The 14,708-nt window shown below is 49.8% G+C and carries 14 protein-coding genes and 1 other annotated feature (1 of these 15 cut by a window edge); of the genes, 10 read left to right on the top strand and 4 right to left on the bottom strand.

Annotated features, from left to right (window positions below):
• Positions 1-116 precede the first annotated feature (116 nt).
• The 8 genes from yicI (at position 117) to H581_RS0128520 (ending at position 8,287) form a co-directional block, all read left to right on the top strand.
• Entirely contained in the window at positions 117-2,438 is a 2,322-nt protein-coding gene (gene yicI / locus H581_RS0128555; protein WP_029192249.1) for an alpha-xylosidase, read from the top strand.
• 202 nt (positions 2,439-2,640) lie between these two features.
• A complete protein-coding gene (locus H581_RS0128550; protein WP_029192248.1) occupies positions 2,641-3,411 on the top strand; it encodes a sugar phosphate isomerase/epimerase family protein in 771 nt (256 codons plus the stop codon).
• A gap of 33 nt (positions 3,412-3,444) precedes the next feature.
• A complete protein-coding gene (locus tag H581_RS0128545; RefSeq protein ID WP_029192247.1) occupies positions 3,445-4,464 on the top strand; it encodes a Gfo/Idh/MocA family protein in 1,020 nt (339 codons plus the stop codon).
• Positions 4,465-4,657: 193 nt separating this feature from the next.
• Positions 4,658-4,978, top strand: coding sequence for a PadR family transcriptional regulator (locus H581_RS0128540; RefSeq protein WP_029192246.1), 321 nt, complete (start codon positions 4,658-4,660; stop codon positions 4,976-4,978).
• On the top strand, positions 4,975-5,532 hold the full coding sequence (locus tag H581_RS0128535) for an HAAS signaling domain-containing protein (RefSeq protein WP_029192245.1): 558 nt from the start codon (positions 4,975-4,977) through the stop codon (positions 5,530-5,532). Before H581_RS0128540 ends, H581_RS0128535 begins: the two co-directional genes overlap by 4 nt.
• Entirely contained in the window at positions 5,529-6,479 is a 951-nt protein-coding gene (locus tag H581_RS0128530) for a DUF4097 family beta strand repeat-containing protein (protein ID WP_029192244.1), read from the top strand. Before H581_RS0128535 ends, H581_RS0128530 begins: the two co-directional genes overlap by 4 nt.
• Positions 6,480-6,701: 222 nt before the next feature.
• Positions 6,702-7,514 (top strand): CAP domain-containing protein, encoded by an 813-nt coding sequence (locus tag H581_RS0128525; RefSeq protein ID WP_029192243.1) that lies wholly within the window; start codon positions 6,702-6,704, stop codon positions 7,512-7,514.
• A 125-nt stretch (positions 7,515-7,639) separates the two neighbouring features.
• Entirely contained in the window at positions 7,640-8,287 is a 648-nt protein-coding gene (locus H581_RS0128520) for a 3D domain-containing protein (RefSeq protein WP_029192242.1), read from the top strand.
• A 62-nt stretch (positions 8,288-8,349) separates the two neighbouring features.
• Here the strand turns inward: H581_RS0128520 and H581_RS35655 are convergent, their stop codons facing one another.
• On the bottom strand, positions 8,350-9,186 hold the full coding sequence (locus H581_RS35655; RefSeq protein WP_051251436.1) for a polysaccharide deacetylase family protein: 837 nt from the start codon (positions 9,184-9,186) through the stop codon (positions 8,350-8,352).
• A gap of 212 nt (positions 9,187-9,398) precedes the next feature.
• Here H581_RS35655 and H581_RS0128510 point away from each other — a divergent pair, with 212 nt between their 5' ends.
• Positions 9,399-10,223 carry a (2Fe-2S)-binding protein gene (locus H581_RS0128510; RefSeq protein WP_029192241.1) on the top strand — a complete coding sequence of 275 codons (825 nt, stop codon included), beginning with the start codon at positions 9,399-9,401 and terminating at the stop codon, positions 10,221-10,223.
• 76 nt (positions 10,224-10,299) lie between these two features.
• Here the strand turns inward: H581_RS0128510 and H581_RS0128505 are convergent, their stop codons facing one another.
• Positions 10,300-11,562: a methyl-accepting chemotaxis protein gene (locus H581_RS0128505; RefSeq protein ID WP_029192240.1), complete on the bottom strand. Its 1,263-nt coding sequence runs from the start codon at positions 11,560-11,562 to the stop codon at positions 10,300-10,302.
• 428 nt (positions 11,563-11,990) lie between these two features.
• Here H581_RS0128505 and H581_RS0128500 point away from each other — a divergent pair, with 428 nt between their 5' ends.
• Positions 11,991-12,395, top strand: coding sequence for a hypothetical protein (locus tag H581_RS0128500; RefSeq protein ID WP_029192239.1), 405 nt, complete (start codon positions 11,991-11,993; stop codon positions 12,393-12,395).
• Between the two features lie 44 nt (positions 12,396-12,439).
• Here the strand turns inward: H581_RS0128500 and H581_RS0128495 are convergent, their stop codons facing one another.
• Positions 12,440-13,351 (bottom strand): TIGR03943 family putative permease subunit, encoded by a 912-nt coding sequence (locus H581_RS0128495; RefSeq protein WP_036720455.1) that lies wholly within the window; start codon positions 13,349-13,351, stop codon positions 12,440-12,442.
• On the bottom strand, positions 13,348-14,376 hold the full coding sequence (locus H581_RS0128490) for a permease (RefSeq protein WP_029192237.1): 1,029 nt from the start codon (positions 14,374-14,376) through the stop codon (positions 13,348-13,350). Before H581_RS0128490 ends, H581_RS0128495 begins: the two co-directional genes overlap by 4 nt.
• A 121-nt stretch (positions 14,377-14,497) precedes the next feature.
• Positions 14,498-14,708, top strand: a binding site (T-box leader); it runs 45 nt beyond the window's last position.

Raw genomic sequence — 14,708 nt, 5'->3', positions numbered from 1 at the left:
CATCAAAATAGTGCTATAGTTGAGCATGATTTTGTTAGATTTGAAGGGTATATTATCAGTATAATGCAATTATAGTACATTGCAAATAAATTAAAACAGGAAGGTTGGTTCAGTCCATGAAATTTACTGACGGTAACTGGCTCATTCGTGAGGAATATAACGTACTTGGAGCCGTACAAGCCCATGACTTTGAGCAGAAGGACGGCAAGCTCACGGCATATGCGGCGCCGCGTCCGATCGTAACGCGTTCGAACATGCTGGATACGATGCTGTTGACGGTGCATTTCCATTCCCCGCTTCCGGGCATTATCGGTGTGAAACTTGTGCATCACGCAGGCGTTGTTGAACGCGGGCCGGCCTATGAGCTTTCTTCGCAAACCGGCGATCATGTCGTCATCGAGGAAAACGAGCATGAAGCGGTGCTGACCAGCGGAAGCCTAAGCGTTCATATCCGCAAAGGTCAGGAGTGGGCGGTTGATTTCTACCGCGGCGGCGAACGGATCACGGGCAGTACGCAGAAATCGATGGCGTATATTAAAGAAAATAACGGCAACACGTTCATGCGCGAAGAACTGGACGTGGGCGTCGGCGAGTGGGTGTACGGACTGGGCGAGCGTTTCACGCCGTTCGTACGAAACGGGCAGGTCGTAGATTTGTGGAATAAGGACGGCGGCACGAGCTCGGAGCAGTCTTACAAAAACATACCTTTCTATATTACAAACAAAGGTTACGGCGTATTTGTCAATCATCCGGAGCTTGTGTCGTTCGAGATTGCCTCGGAGAAAGTCAAGAAGGTACAATTCAGCGTTGCCGGAGAATCGCTTGAATACTTCGTCATCGACGGTCCAAGCATGAAGGAAGTGCTGGGCCGCTACACCGATTTGACCGGAAAGCCGTCCCTGCCGCCGGCGTGGACGTTCGGCCTGTGGCTGACCACCTCGTTCACGACGAACTATGACGAAGCGACCGTTAATTCCTTCGTTGACGGCATGGCTGAACGCGACCTGCCGCTTCACGTCTTCCACTTCGACTGCTTCTGGATGCGCGAGTTCCATTGGACGGACTTCAAATGGGATGAGCGCGTATTCCCGGATCCGGTCGGCATGCTGACTCGCTTGAAGGAGAAAGGGCTGAAGATTTGCGTATGGATTAATCCATACATCGCGCAGCGCTCCCGCTTGTTCGAGGAAGGCAAGCAGAACGGTTTCCTCGTGAAGAAGCCAAGCGGCGACGTATGGCAATGGGATCTCTGGCAGCCGGGCATGGCGCTTGTCGATTTCACGAACCCTGCCGCCTGCGAATGGTACGCAAGCTACCTGCGCGAGCTAGTGGATATGGGCGTGGACAGCTTCAAGACCGATTTCGGCGAGCGCATTCCGACCGATGTCGCTTATTACGACGGCTCCGATCCGGTCAAAATGCACAACTACTATACGCAGCTCTATAATAAAGTCGTATTCGAGGTGCTTGAAGAGAAGCTTGGCAAGAACGAAGCGGCCTTGTTCGCGCGCTCTGCAACGGCCGGCGGCCAGAAATTCCCGGTTCACTGGGGCGGAGATTGCTATGCGGACTATGAGTCGATGGCGGAAAGCCTTCGCGGCGGCTTGTCGCTCGGCATCTCCGGCTTCGGCTTCTGGAGCCATGACATCGGCGGTTTCGAGAATACGGCTCCGGTGCATGTGTTCAAACGCTGGTTAGCCTTCGGCTTGCTGTCCAGCCACAGCCGCCTGCACGGAAGCAAATCGTACCGGGTGCCTTGGGCATACGATACGGAGGCTGTTGACGTAACGCGCTTCTTCACGAAGCTGAAATGCCGCATTATGCCTTACCTGTTCAACACAGCCGTACAAGCGACTGAGCTCGGCTTGCCTTCCATGCGTGCCATGGTGCTTGAATTTCCGGAGGATCCAACCAGTGAAATTCTTGACCGGCAATACATGCTGGGCGATTCGATCCTCGTTGCGCCGATCTTTAACGAACAGGGCAACGTAACGTATTACTTGCCGGCTGGAAAGTGGACGCATCTGCTGTCCGGCGAAGTCGTGGAGGGCGGCTCGTGGCGCAAAGAAAACTATGATTTCTTCAGTCTGCCGCTGTTCGTTCGTCCGAATTCGATTATCGCGCTTGGAGCGAACGATGTTCGTCCCGATTATGATTACGCGGACGGCGTAACGCTTGAGCTGCACAATCTGGAGGACGGCCGCACGGCCGAAACGAAAGTCCGCGACATGAAGGGCAGGACGGAAATGACCGTTTCCGCGACCCGTCAAGACAGAACCGTCAGCGTTAAAGTTAACGGAAGCGGCAAGCCATTCACTTTCGGGTTGAAAGGAATGGGCGGCATCGTCTCGGTTGAAGGCGGCATCGAGGTCGTTAACGGCAATATTCAGGTATCCGCAGGCTCCAAGCAAGTCGAATTTACGATTCATATTTCTTAACGGCGCAGCAGCTCTGTCACGGCCTTGCATAGGCGCTGGCAGAGCTGCCGCTCTTTCCATTTACAAATTAAACAAGCTTTGACCAAAATCGCATAAGAAAATGCTAATAAGACAACTGTTTTTCATTCATTACTGTCGATATAATGAAAACGGAAAGCAAAATCAAATACACCCTATCAAAAATATAAGGAGTGCGGCGCACATGACACGAATGGCGGTTGGTTTGCAATTGTACACGCTTCGGGATGCTACTGCGGCAGATTTCGAAGGCACGCTTCGCAAAGTTGCGGCAATGGGATACGAGGGCGTAGAGTTTGCCGGTTATGGCGACATCAAGGCCGAAGACATGCGCGATCTGCTGCAGGAGCTGAACCTGAAAGCGATTGGCAGCCATATCGGCTTGCATCTGCTTGAAGAACGTTTGGATGAGGAAATTGCTTATCTTCAGACGATCGGCGCGAAATATGCGATATGCCCTTGGCTTCCGGTAGAAGCTCGGGATACCGATGCATGGCGCGGGCATATTACGAAATTCGAAGAGTATGGAAAGCGTTTCCGGGAAGCGGGAATTACATTCGCTTATCATAACCATGATTTTGAATTCGAAGTCGAAATCGACGGAAAAATCGTATTCGACGCCTTATACGAGCGCATTGATCCGCAATATTTGCAGGTTGAGATGGACATCGGCTGGGTTCAATATTCCGGCGTTGATCCGCTTGCTTATATCGCGAAGTATGCCGGCCGTCTGCCTCTCCTTCACTTGAAGGATTTCCGCTCGGGCGAGAAAGGCCGGCAAATCGATACGGTCGAGCTTGGCCGCGGCGATCTGCCGCTGCTTCCGATCATTGACGCGGCATCCAAGGCTTCGGTTGAATGGCTGATCGTTGAGCAGGACGTATGTGCGAATCCGCCGCTTGAAGCCGTTGCTGAAAGCATGGAATGGATGAAAGCGAACTACTTGAACAAATAATACGAAATTAGAAAAGGCAGGGGAAAATAAATCATGTCCAAAGTACGCGTTGCAGTCATTGGCTGCGGATCTATCTCAAAATACCGCCATATCCCGGAATACGCGGCTCATGAGAATGTCGAGTTCGTTGCATTCGTCGATCCGATTATCGAGCGCGCCGAGCACTATGCGAATCTGCATGGCGGCAAAGCGTTTGCCGACTATGAAACGATGCTCGCAGAAGTGAAGCCGGATGCAGTCAGCGTATGTACGCCTAACGCGCTTCACGCTCCGATGTCCATCGCAGCAGCTAACGCAGGGGCGCATGTGCTCGTTGAGAAGCCGATGGCGGTTACGGATGAAGAAGCGGAAGCTATGATTGCAGCCGCCAAGAAAAACGGCGTTCATCTGATGGTCGGTCATAACCAACGCTTCATGCCGCCGCATGTGAAGGCCAAACAAATTTTGCAATCGGGCGTGCTCGGCCGCGTGCTGACGTTCCGCACTTCCTTCGGCCACCCGGGTCCGGACGGCTGGAGCATAGACGGCGCTAACAGCTGGTTCTTCCGCAAGCCGGAAGCGATTATGGGCGCGATGGGCGATCTGGGCGTTCACAAGTCGGATCTGATTCGCTGGATGCTGGATGATGAAGTGTCCGAAGTAGCCGGTTTCGTCGGCACGCTTGATAAGAAAACGGATGTTGACGATAACTCGTCCTGTTTGCTGCGCATGAAGAGCGGCGCGATCGGCACGCTTGTTGCAAGCTGGACGTATTACAAAGGCGAAGACAACAGCACGATTCTGTGGTGCGAGAACGGCGTTATGAAAATCGGCACGCATCCTGACGATCAGGTTATCGTAGAACTTTGCAACGGAACGGTTGAGAAGTACAAGGTTGGCGCAATCTCGACGAATGACAAGCAGGAAACAAGCGGCGTTGTTAACGCGTTCCTCGAGAGCATTCTGACGAACACGACGCCGGCTGTCAGCGGCGAGGACGGACGCGCTTCCTTGAAGGTCATTTTGTGCGCGTTTGAATCGCAAGCGACAGGCAAATTCGTAAGCGTAAGCTAATTTTTTCCATATACCTCCGACTGCAGGCGGAAGCCGAACAGTCGGAGGTATTATTTTTTGCACAGTATCTTGTAATGTAGAATAGCATATGGTAAATTACGTTTGTTGGCAGGGATGCTATAACCCGCTATTGCATATTGATGAATAGTGTTTACTGCTTCATAGGGAATTGGCATACAAAGGAGGACGTCGAATGAACATCCAATTTAAGAAGGGCGTGCTTGAAATATGCGTGCTGGTCCTTGCTACAAGCGGCGACCGGTATGGCTATGAGCTGGCGGTGAAAATTTCGGAGAAGTTCGAGGTTGCGGTCGGCAGCGTATATCCGCTCTTGAACCGGCTTACGCAGGAGGGTTATTTTTCCACCTATTTGAAGGAATCAACCGAGGGGCCACCCCGCAAATATTATCAGCTGACGCCGGATGGCTGGAAGCACATGCGTACGCTTGTAGCGGAATGGAATGCGTTCACGAAGGCAGTTAATGAAATAGTAGAGGAAGGGATACGACCATGAGGACGAGAGACGGTTACATGCTGGAGCTGGAAAGGCTGCTGCAAGCGATTCCTGAGGAGCAGCGCAGAGAATGGCTGTACGATTATTACATGCACTTCGAGATGGCGGCCCAGAACGGGCAGAGCGAAGAGGAAGCGGCGAAGGAGCTTGGCGATCCCAGGCAGATCGCAAACGAGCTGCTGCTCAGCTACCGGGTTGTTCAGGCCGAGTCGAGCAACAGCTTTGGCGGGCTTTCTCGTGCCGTCTTCGCAACGTTTGGCATGGGCTTATTCAATTTAATATTTGTAATTGGGCCGTATATCGCTGTCGCGGCAGTCATCTTAGCTTTATGGGTTTCTGCGGCCGCCTTCGCGATTGCGGGAATCGGAACGATCGTCGAAAGCGTATGGATAGGTACTTTCACGTTAGGGCAGGCATTCTCGCTCGGCCTCATTTGCTGCTCGTTGTCTATTTTGCTCGGGGTGGGGATGAATGTGCTGACGAAGAAATTTTTTGCCTGGACGCTTCAATATTTAAAATTCAATACTCGGGTTATTAGGGGGAAATCAAAGTGAAAAAGGCAATAGCGATTGCGCTGATTATGCTGGGAGCCGGAATTGCGGGCTGCGTGCTGTATTTTGACTGGAAGGATATCCGGTCATTCGGGACGGAGCCGGTTCTGACGGAGAAAACGATCGAAGCAGAGTCTATCCGTAATGTGCAGATCGATTCGAATACGATGAATATCGAAGTAGTCCGCGGCACTTCCGAGAATATAGAGGTAAGGCTGGACGGCAGAGCCAGCCGAAAATATTTAAATAATTTCACCCTTAAAGCTGACGCAAAAGGAGATACGGCATACATTGAAAGCACTTATGAGGATACGTTCTCGATTGGCTTTAATTTCATGAGCGTTGATTTAGTCGTCGAGCTGCCGGATCGATTATGGGATTCGGTCGCCGTTAAAACCATTTCCGGCAATATTGACATCGAACGGATGAAGGCGACGAAAGGCAGCTTCGAAACGGGCAGCGGAAATTTGGAAATGGAGCTTCTCGAGCTTAAAGAGGGCGTTATGGAATCCAGATCAGGAAATATGGCTATGGAGGAGCTGACTGCCGGGGAGGTATCGATCCAATTGAAATCCGGAGATTTGAAAATGGAGGATTATACGGTAGACCAGCTTACGATTCGAAACGTATCAGGCGATATTTCGCTTGAAGATGGAACGGGCCGGATCGATGGGGAGACGGCAAACGGAGACATTCAGGTTGAAACCGAAGAACTGCTGCACGATGTGAGTCTGAAGTCAAGCAACGGCAATGTTCGTCTTGATACGGCGAAGGAGCCTGCTTCCGCTGCCGTTCATTTCAAGACCAAATCCGGAAACTTGAATATAGATTGGAGCGGGATTGCAGCTAACATCGAGAGCGAGGAAATGCTTAGCGGAACGATTGGAAGCGGACAGATGAAAATCACGCTTGAGTCAGGCTCGGGTAATATAAGAGCAGGCATAAATTGAGTGTTTATGCATGATTAACAGATTCTAATAAAGCAGCAGTCATGCTGTCTTGCGGGCGATTTCCGGCGTATTGGGAATTTTTGTGTCATGAATCACCTATAACCCCATGGTAAGATAAGTGGCGTCGGAGAGATGACGCCCCAATAAAACGGCTTCGCTGCCCATAATATTCAGCGGCTGCAAGACGTTTTAAGAAAACTTATTATCCAGGAGGATGAATTCATGAAGATGCAACCAATACGTGTAGGTGTCGCCAGTCTAATCGCAGCAACGGTTATCGGCGCTGGTCTTACGGCTCCAACGGCAGGTGCGGCACCTGCTGTGAAAACGAACTCCACTGTTCAATATTATACGCTAAATCAAGATCTAGTTAACCAGATTGCCGCTAAATACGGTATCGACTTGAGCAAAATCAATTTCGGCGGCGGCACCAATTGTTTTCCTGGCACAGTAACGCAGCCGGGCACGGGCACAACTAAGCCGGTAACGCCAGCACCGAGCAATCCGGTAACACCGGCACCGAGCAATCCTGTAACACCTGCACCAAGCAAACCGGTAACACCGGCACCGAGCAATCCTGTAACACCTGCGCCAAGCAAACCGGCAACACCTGCGCCAAGCAATCCGGGTACGGGTACGACCGCTCCAAGCACCGGCACTTCGAACCAAAGCGCTTTCCAAACGCAAGTCATCGATCTCGTTAACCAAGAGCGCGCCAAAGCAGGCTTGTCCGCTTTGAAGAGCGATTCGCTTCTTACAAAGGTAGCGACCGAGAAAGCAAGAGACATGGACGTAAACAATTACTTCAGCCATACTTCGCCGACTTACGGCTCGCCATTTGATATGATGCGTCAATTCGGCGTAACTTACTCCTATGCAGGCGAAAATATCGCTTCGGGCCAAAGAACGCCTCAAGAAGTGATGAACGCTTGGATGAACAGCTCAGGCCACCGCGCGAACATCTTGAGCGGTAACTTCACGAAAATCGGCGTTGGCTACGTGAACGGCGAATGGGTTCAAATGTTTATCGGCTAATCTTGCCTTATGAATGTGAAAAAAGACTTACCGGACGTTAAGGGCGCATATTCGCGTCCTTAACGCTTTAATTAACGCGGCTGAAGTTGTGAAACTTCGGAAGCGCTCAGGAGGATATTTACCCCATGCTCAAGAAAAGCACGTTAGCGGCAACGTTAATCGGACTATCCGTCATGATGGCGGCAGGAACGATTGACGCGGCGTCAAAAACACATACAGCGAATGACAATGATACATTCTGGAAGCTATCCAAGCAATATAACGTACCGCTAGATGTATTGTTGAAGGCGAATCCGACAATAAATCCCCTTAATATATATGACGGCTTAAAAATTTCCATTCCTGCGACCGAAGACAAGCCGGCTTCTCAAACACAAGCCGAATCGTCTCAAGCATTAAAGACGACGACAGCCGTGCAAAGCGTAACGGCCATGAATGGCAAGGAGTACGCTTTCACGAAAACGCTGCAAGTACAAGCAACGGCCTATACGGCTGCCGCAGCAGAGAATGGCGGTTGGGCAGGATTGGACTACTTCGGCAATAAGCTGAAAGTCGGCACGGTCGCCGTTGATCCGAAGATGATCCCGCTGGGAACGAAGCTCTATGTAACGGGCTATGACTACAATGGCTTGCCGAAGGGCGGAATGATTGCAACGGCGACGGATGTGGGGGGTTCAATTAAAGGAAACCGCATCGATATTTTTGTCCCGGGTAGCTCCAGCAGCGCCAAGGCATTCGGCATTCAAAAGGTAAAGGTATATGTGTTGAAATAATGAAATGGAAAGACCGGTTAACCTCATGCAGCATGCGGTTAACCGGTCTTTTATTTTACGCTTTAACGGGATGCAGGCTGACTGAGGAGCTCCGGGATTGTGACAAGCTCGTAGCCTTTGCTGCGAAGCAGCTGTATGAGCCATGGCAGCGCATGAATCGTGCCGGATAAATCCTGCCCGTAGCCGCCTCCGGCGTGCTGAAGGATAATCGAGCCGGGCTGGAGCGTTCTGCGGATGTTCTTGATAATACTGGCGCTGTTCGGATTGTTCTTCCAATCAACGGAATCGACATCCCAATTGACGATGGTAAAGCCGAATTGCTTGCTCCATTTCACCTGCTGCGGCAGAAGCTCGCCATATGGCGGTCGTATAAAATGAGGCGAATATCCGACGATATTGCGGATGACGGCGTCCGTGCGCCATATTTGCTTGCTGTAATCCGTAAGGCTGAGCTTGGACAAAACCGCGTGGTTATAGGAATGGTTGCCGATAATATGTCCTTCTTGATGAATTCGCTTCACGATGGCGGGATGCTTCGATGCGCGGGCGCCAACGACAAAGAAAGTGGCGCATACGTCGTTTTTAGCCAAGATATCCAGAATAGCGGGCGTGAATCTCGGGTCGGGAGCGTCATCAAACGTTAAAGCAACCAGCTTGGCGCTGCGCGGGCCATTCGTAAGAAACGTACTCGGATATTGCTTATGCAGCTTGACCCAGGGCATACTCTCCGCGCGGTGTCTTTTGGCTGTCGACGAAGGTTTGATCAGTACTTGTCCTGCCCCGCCGCCCCCTATGCCCGCTGAATGAGAGGCGTGATAGGTATCAGAGATTGGAAGCGTACACCCGAGCATGAAGGACGCGGTAATCATCGAGATAAACATACTAATCGTCATTGGCATAGATCGCAATCATTCCTTACGCAAAATGTAAATGAGTTGTGCCGCTAGTGTGCCCGGCAGATGAACTTTCATTCGCATAATCAGTGCGGAGCTATGGTTTAGCATGCATGCTCCAGTGATGCTAATTGTTATTGATAATCATTTTCAGTCATTGTATAATTTAAACAGTAGAGAACGAATCATCCGGTAGATAGGAGAGGGACAAGGAAACCATGATAAATATGCTGTTGGATAAGCTTGCAGTCAATTATGATTTATCGGCCGAGGACCGGGAGAATGTCATATTCAGCTGTCCGGCAACCGACCTGCTTGACGAAAGCAAGATGAAGCAGCTATTGGAGCTGTATACGCCATTGATCAAAGGCAAGGAGTCTGCCGCCGGCGAGGCCTATATGACGAGCTGGTTCAGAGGTCCGATGCTAGGCTTAATCTATATGCTGTCGGCATGGAATAAAAATTTGGATTTATCGTTGCCTAATATGACCGTTCAAATTTATTCCGATACGTATAACGAGAAAAAATTTTACCGCTGCGGCTTCCGGATTCATCAGCTTGAGCTGATTGACGGTCCGGCTGACGCTGTCCAAAATGCCGAATGGGCAAAAGCGGCGTTAACCCGATTTTTTGAACATACGGTCAGGCCGGTATTTGAGACCATAACGAAAGCCGGCACGCAGAAAATCGCAATGCTCTGGAGCCAGCTGCCTACTTCGCTGGAATACGGACATGGCCTGATTATGAATTCGGAAGATAGCGATCAGGTAAAGCGGCAGGCGCAGCGTAACTATGAGCTGGTAAAAGCAATCGACGGGGAGCGTTTTGGAAGAAGCAGCAATCCGTTTGATGTGAAGTTTCGCATGACGGAGTCCATGAATGAACCGGGTAAGCAGGTGAGGATAAAATACGGCTGCTGCTTATATTATCTCGTCGAAGACGGCAATTATTGCTTTACGTGCCCCAGACTGAAGGAGAGCGATCGCGAGGAACGGCGCATGGCATGCCGGGCCGAAGCGCAAGCGGTGAAAAAAGCGCAATGAAACCGGCGAATACAAAAAAGACCTGGACTCCATTTGAAATAAATGGGGTTCAGGTCTTTAACGTAACAGGGATCAATTATTTCATTTTGAAAACGCTAATCGTCCGCAGCAGCTGCGCTGCCATATTGCGCATCCGTTCCGTTTCTTCAACGACCGCTTGAACCGAAGCAATCTGCTCGTTCATTGATGCGGATACCTGTTCGGTGCCGGCAGCCGATTGCTGCGTGATGGCCGATATATTTTGAATCGCTCCGGATATTTTGCGTGCGCTTTCAAGCATAAGGTCGCTTTCCTGCGAGAAGACGTAAATTTTGTCCGTAATGAATTGTACGCTGTGCACGATATCCGTAAATACAACCTCGGATTCTTTGATATGCTCGGTTTGCAGCTTAACGACCTCTTCGTTAATTTTCATATGGTTGATGGTTTGTTTGATGCCTTCATCGATGCTTCTCACAAGATTGAATACCTGCTTGGTTGATGAGCTCGACTCTTCGGCCAGCTTACGAACTTCCTGAGCTACGACTGCAAAGCCGCGTCCGTGTTCTCCTGCTCTGGCCGCTTCGATCGAGGCGTTCAAAGAAAGCAAATTCGTTTGTTCCGCCAGATCGGAGATCGTCGTTGTAATGGCGCTGATCCCTTGGGCTTTGCGGGCAAGCTCTTCAATCGTTCCCGCTACTTTAGCCGTAGCTTCTACGTTGCGGCGCATGCCTTCCGCTTGAATGTCAAGCGTCTGACGGCCTTTGTTCACAAGCTGCAGCGTTTGCTCGGAGCGCTCGTTCATTTCTTTGGTGGAGCTTGCGTAATCGGATACCTTTATTTCGATTTCATTAATGGACTCGCTCATTTCGGAAACATCCTCCGAAATTTCATTCGCGCCGGTGGCAAGCTCTGTTGCGGAAGCGGCAACTTGCTGCATCGCGACTTGAATGCTGTTGTTTTTATCGAAAATGCTGTGGCTCGTATCGGAAACGTGGCGGATAATACTCGTCGTTTCCGTCAATATGTCTCTAAGCTTGTCGATCATGCTGTTAAAGGAATGCCCAAGCTCTCCAAGCGAGTAAGAGGAGCCTGTATCAATCTTTTGCGTAAAATCACCTTTGGAAATGCGCAGAGCCGTGCCCGAAATTTCGTCGAATGAGTGCTTGATCGATTTCTCGACGAAGGCGATAAGCGGGAACGTTATGACCGCCATGACGACAGCGATAATAATGCCAGCCAGAACCGAGCCGCCGGTAGCCTGCAAGACGAGAAGCATAATGAGGGAAAACACGGCTAGATGGAGATAAGAAGTGACTAGCAGCTTATTGCGCACGGTTAATGAATAGTACCATTGGATCATTATGTAAGCGCTCCTTTTAATAGATTATCCATATTATAGCACCCGTCGCGAAATTGGTCTATAATTGTCGATTCATAATTCATATTTTAAATTGACCGCAAGCGTGTTTTCGGAAAATACTAATTATTTTTTCGGTGAAACAATAATATGGAAATGTTACCATTAACGGTAATAGTGGGCGGTTATCCGCGGAAAGCCGCTTTAAAACGGAATAGAACTGAAAGTGATGTTTTTGTGTAATAACATGAAAGCATATTTTTTGCGTTTAATTAATTAATTTGTATGCGTTTTACAAGTCGAATAATATCTAAATATATTAAAAATTGTAAAATAAATGTTGTAAATGAGAAAATAGAACTATATAATATGCGTTGAGACCTAGATGGGAACATAAGGGTAAACCATTATGAAGGAGGATAATTAGCATGGAATTGGATTCTGTATCACTCGCTCGTCAAGTGGATTTTGTATTTCGTCAGCTCGAAGGTGAACTGACGAATGCGACCGCAGGCACTGTTTTGATTCACGTTCGCAACAATGCCGTAGGGAAGTTCGGACTCCGGCATCATCCCATCGAATGCAGGAACGGCAGTATTGAGAACGGCGGCGACGGCTTGACGGCATCGCAGGTACAAGCGTTCCGCCAAATGGCGATCGAGGCTCTCAAATTCAGACGGAATTGGACGCATGGCGAGATCCTTTACGATTTCTCCGTTCGCTCCAGCTCTAACTCCTGGTCCGCAAGCATCCTGTACGAATCGAATTACAATATGGCCAATTGGAATTCGCGCTATTATCCTAGGCAGGGCGGACTAAGGGAAATGCAATAACGAAAATGCAGCAAAAAAAGGGCTGACGAATAGTCAGCCCGGAATTACAATCCAAAATCGAGGTCGGGGTAAACGTACGGGGTATCAGGCGCCTGGATTCTCTCCAGCTTAGCCGCTTCAATTACCAATATGGCATAGCCCTGATATTCAGCTGTCGTAAGCTTGCCCTTCACGGACACCCACTCGTCGCTGTCGTAATCCATTGCCTTCGGCCATTGGATCATGAGTCCGTAAGGCATCGCGTCTGCCGAGCAGCAATTCATAGCGAACCGGCTGACTGCGAATCGTTCCTCGCCCATATCATCCTCGCGGTATACAAAACCCGTTAGCTCCACTTCTTTGCCGATAAAAGCTTCACGAAACAGATCCAGCGTCGTTAAAGTCTCAATGAATTGCTTGTCAGGCACCGTAATAACCGGTTCAGCATACAGCTTCCTGCCGTAAGCCGCGTGATCTTCCGTATACTCATCGGCTTGAAAGAGACGGTCAAGCTCGTCATCCGGCTCTCCCTTTACTTCGTCCGCAGCGGGATTTGCGGCAGGGGTATCACCATTCGAGCCTTCCGGGCTTTGCGGTGCGGTCCGTTCGACCGCTGCGCTGCCGGTGAGGCTGACCCCTTTCTTAGAAGCAAGCGCGCTCCCGAGCGTTCCGGTCGGAACAAGAAATCCCAATAATAAAGGGAAAATGAATAAACCGTAAATCATCGTATTTTTAAAAATGGAAGGCGAAGGCTCATGCCCTTCGCAATCGCAGTCCGGCGGTTCATGCCCCATTCGCTTCTGAAGCGCTGCGTATATTTGATAAATAGCGGCGGCATATAATCCAAGCGCAGACAGCTTCACATATAGTTCCATGCGCGGCGCAATGTAAAGCCCTATCTCGCCCGTCCTGTCCAAATAAACGATAAACATCGCAAAACCCGTTAAGATTGCTGCCCGTATGAGATGATGAATCATAGCAATACCTCCGTTAACCAAGCTCCGATAAAGGTGAGCGCCGCGGTAAGCGCAATGAGCGCCAATACAATTTTAACGCGGAACGTCGAAAGAAGCATCAGTGTGTTTTTCAAATCGATCATCGGTCCGAAGACGAGAAAGGCAAGCAGCGGTCCGAAGTCGAACATGCCGCTGAAGGACGAAGCGATAAAAGCGTCCGACGTCGAACAGATCGATAATATAAAAGCGAATGCCATCATGAACAAATAAGCGAACAACGGCTGATTGGCAAACGTTTCAAGCGTGCTCCGTTCGATAACGGTTTGGATAATGGCGGTAAGAAGAGCGCCGAATATCAAATATTTGCCCATTTCGAAAAACTCGTCCGAAGAATGGGACAAAATGGAAGCGGTTCTGCGACGGAAACCTTTGCCATGCGCACCGTGATCGTGGCCGTTGTTATGATTATGGACGCGATGCTGCGGTGCATTAAAGGAAGGCGATGCTTTCAGCGGGTTCTTCCTCATGAATTTGTAGAGCAAAAGTCCGATAATGACGGACACGGCAAAGGCCAGCCCCATTCGGGAGTAGGCCATTTCAGGAGTGGAGCGGAAAGCCGTAAAGGTTGAGGTGTAGACGATCGGATTCACGATAGGCCCGGCGAGCAAATAGACGATCCCGATATAGGCCGGCATGCCTTTGCGGATGAGACGACGGACGACCGGAATCATCCCGCATTCGCATAAAGGAAACAAAATACCGAGAAGAGCGCCGAATAATACGCCTGCAACCGGATTTTTCGGCGTAAATTTCTGAATAAGCTCGTCCGTTACGAATACCTGCAGCAGCGCCGAGAACAATACACCAAGCAAAATGAACGGAAATGCTTCTAAAATAATGCTGATAAATAATATTTTGAAAGATTGCAAATTCGCCGCGTTAAACCATTGAGCCGGCCATTCCCGATTTTTGACGATTAAAGCCAGCATGATTAAACAGCCGACTGCCAGCGACGGCGTTCCGAATCGGAATAGTAACTTTAACATAGTTGATAATATCCTTTCTTTATGTAAGGATTACGATTTAGTATAGTTTATGCTGCGCATTCTTACAATAGGACAACTTTCGTACGGCTTGACATTAAGGCGAGGACAGGTATAATCGAATTTAAATGCGAGGATGGGAACAAGTAAGCTCGAATGGATTGCGCACAGAGAGCCGGTGGCTGCTGCGAACCGGTGCAAGCATCGAAGCTGAATGGACCCCGGAGCTTATGGACGGAAACCGGCATGTCATGCTGAAGATGTTCGTACGAACGCTCTCCGTTACGGAGCAATAAGGCTTATGGATAACATTGCGCTCACAATGATAGGGCAGC

The organism is Paenibacillus harenae DSM 16969, assembly GCF_000422465.1.
GTDB classification, from domain to species: Bacteria; Bacillota; Bacilli; order Paenibacillales; family Paenibacillaceae; genus Pristimantibacillus; species Pristimantibacillus harenae.
Note: the sequence above shows the minus strand (reverse complement) of the source record. Positions and strands in the feature narration are given on the sequence as shown.

What these genes read in the sequence shown, in the direction of transcription:
- yicI (WP_029192249.1), top strand. Translation starts at nt 117, where the DNA reads ATGAAATTTACTGACGGTAACTGGCTCATTCGTGAGGAATATAACGTA.
- H581_RS0128550 (WP_029192248.1), top strand. Translation starts at nt 2,641, where the DNA reads ATGACACGAATGGCGGTTGGTTTGCAATTGTACACGCTTCGGGATGCT.
- H581_RS0128545 (WP_029192247.1), top strand. Translation starts at nt 3,445, where the DNA reads ATGTCCAAAGTACGCGTTGCAGTCATTGGCTGCGGATCTATCTCAAAA.
- H581_RS0128540 (WP_029192246.1), top strand. Translation starts at nt 4,658, where the DNA reads ATGAACATCCAATTTAAGAAGGGCGTGCTTGAAATATGCGTGCTGGTC.
- H581_RS0128535 (WP_029192245.1), top strand. Translation starts at nt 4,975, where the DNA reads ATGAGGACGAGAGACGGTTACATGCTGGAGCTGGAAAGGCTGCTGCAA.
- H581_RS0128525 (WP_029192243.1), top strand. Translation starts at nt 6,702, where the DNA reads ATGAAGATGCAACCAATACGTGTAGGTGTCGCCAGTCTAATCGCAGCA.
- H581_RS0128520 (WP_029192242.1), top strand. Translation starts at nt 7,640, where the DNA reads ATGCTCAAGAAAAGCACGTTAGCGGCAACGTTAATCGGACTATCCGTC.
- H581_RS35655 (WP_051251436.1), bottom strand. Translation starts at nt 9,186, where the DNA reads ATGCCAATGACGATTAGTATGTTTATCTCGATGATTACCGCGTCCTTC.
- H581_RS0128510 (WP_029192241.1), top strand. Translation starts at nt 9,399, where the DNA reads ATGATAAATATGCTGTTGGATAAGCTTGCAGTCAATTATGATTTATCG.
- H581_RS0128500 (WP_029192239.1), top strand. Translation starts at nt 11,991, where the DNA reads ATGGAATTGGATTCTGTATCACTCGCTCGTCAAGTGGATTTTGTATTT.
- H581_RS0128495 (WP_036720455.1), bottom strand. Translation starts at nt 13,351, where the DNA reads ATGATTCATCATCTCATACGGGCAGCAATCTTAACGGGTTTTGCGATG.
- H581_RS0128490 (WP_029192237.1), bottom strand. Translation starts at nt 14,376, where the DNA reads ATGTTAAAGTTACTATTCCGATTCGGAACGCCGTCGCTGGCAGTCGGC.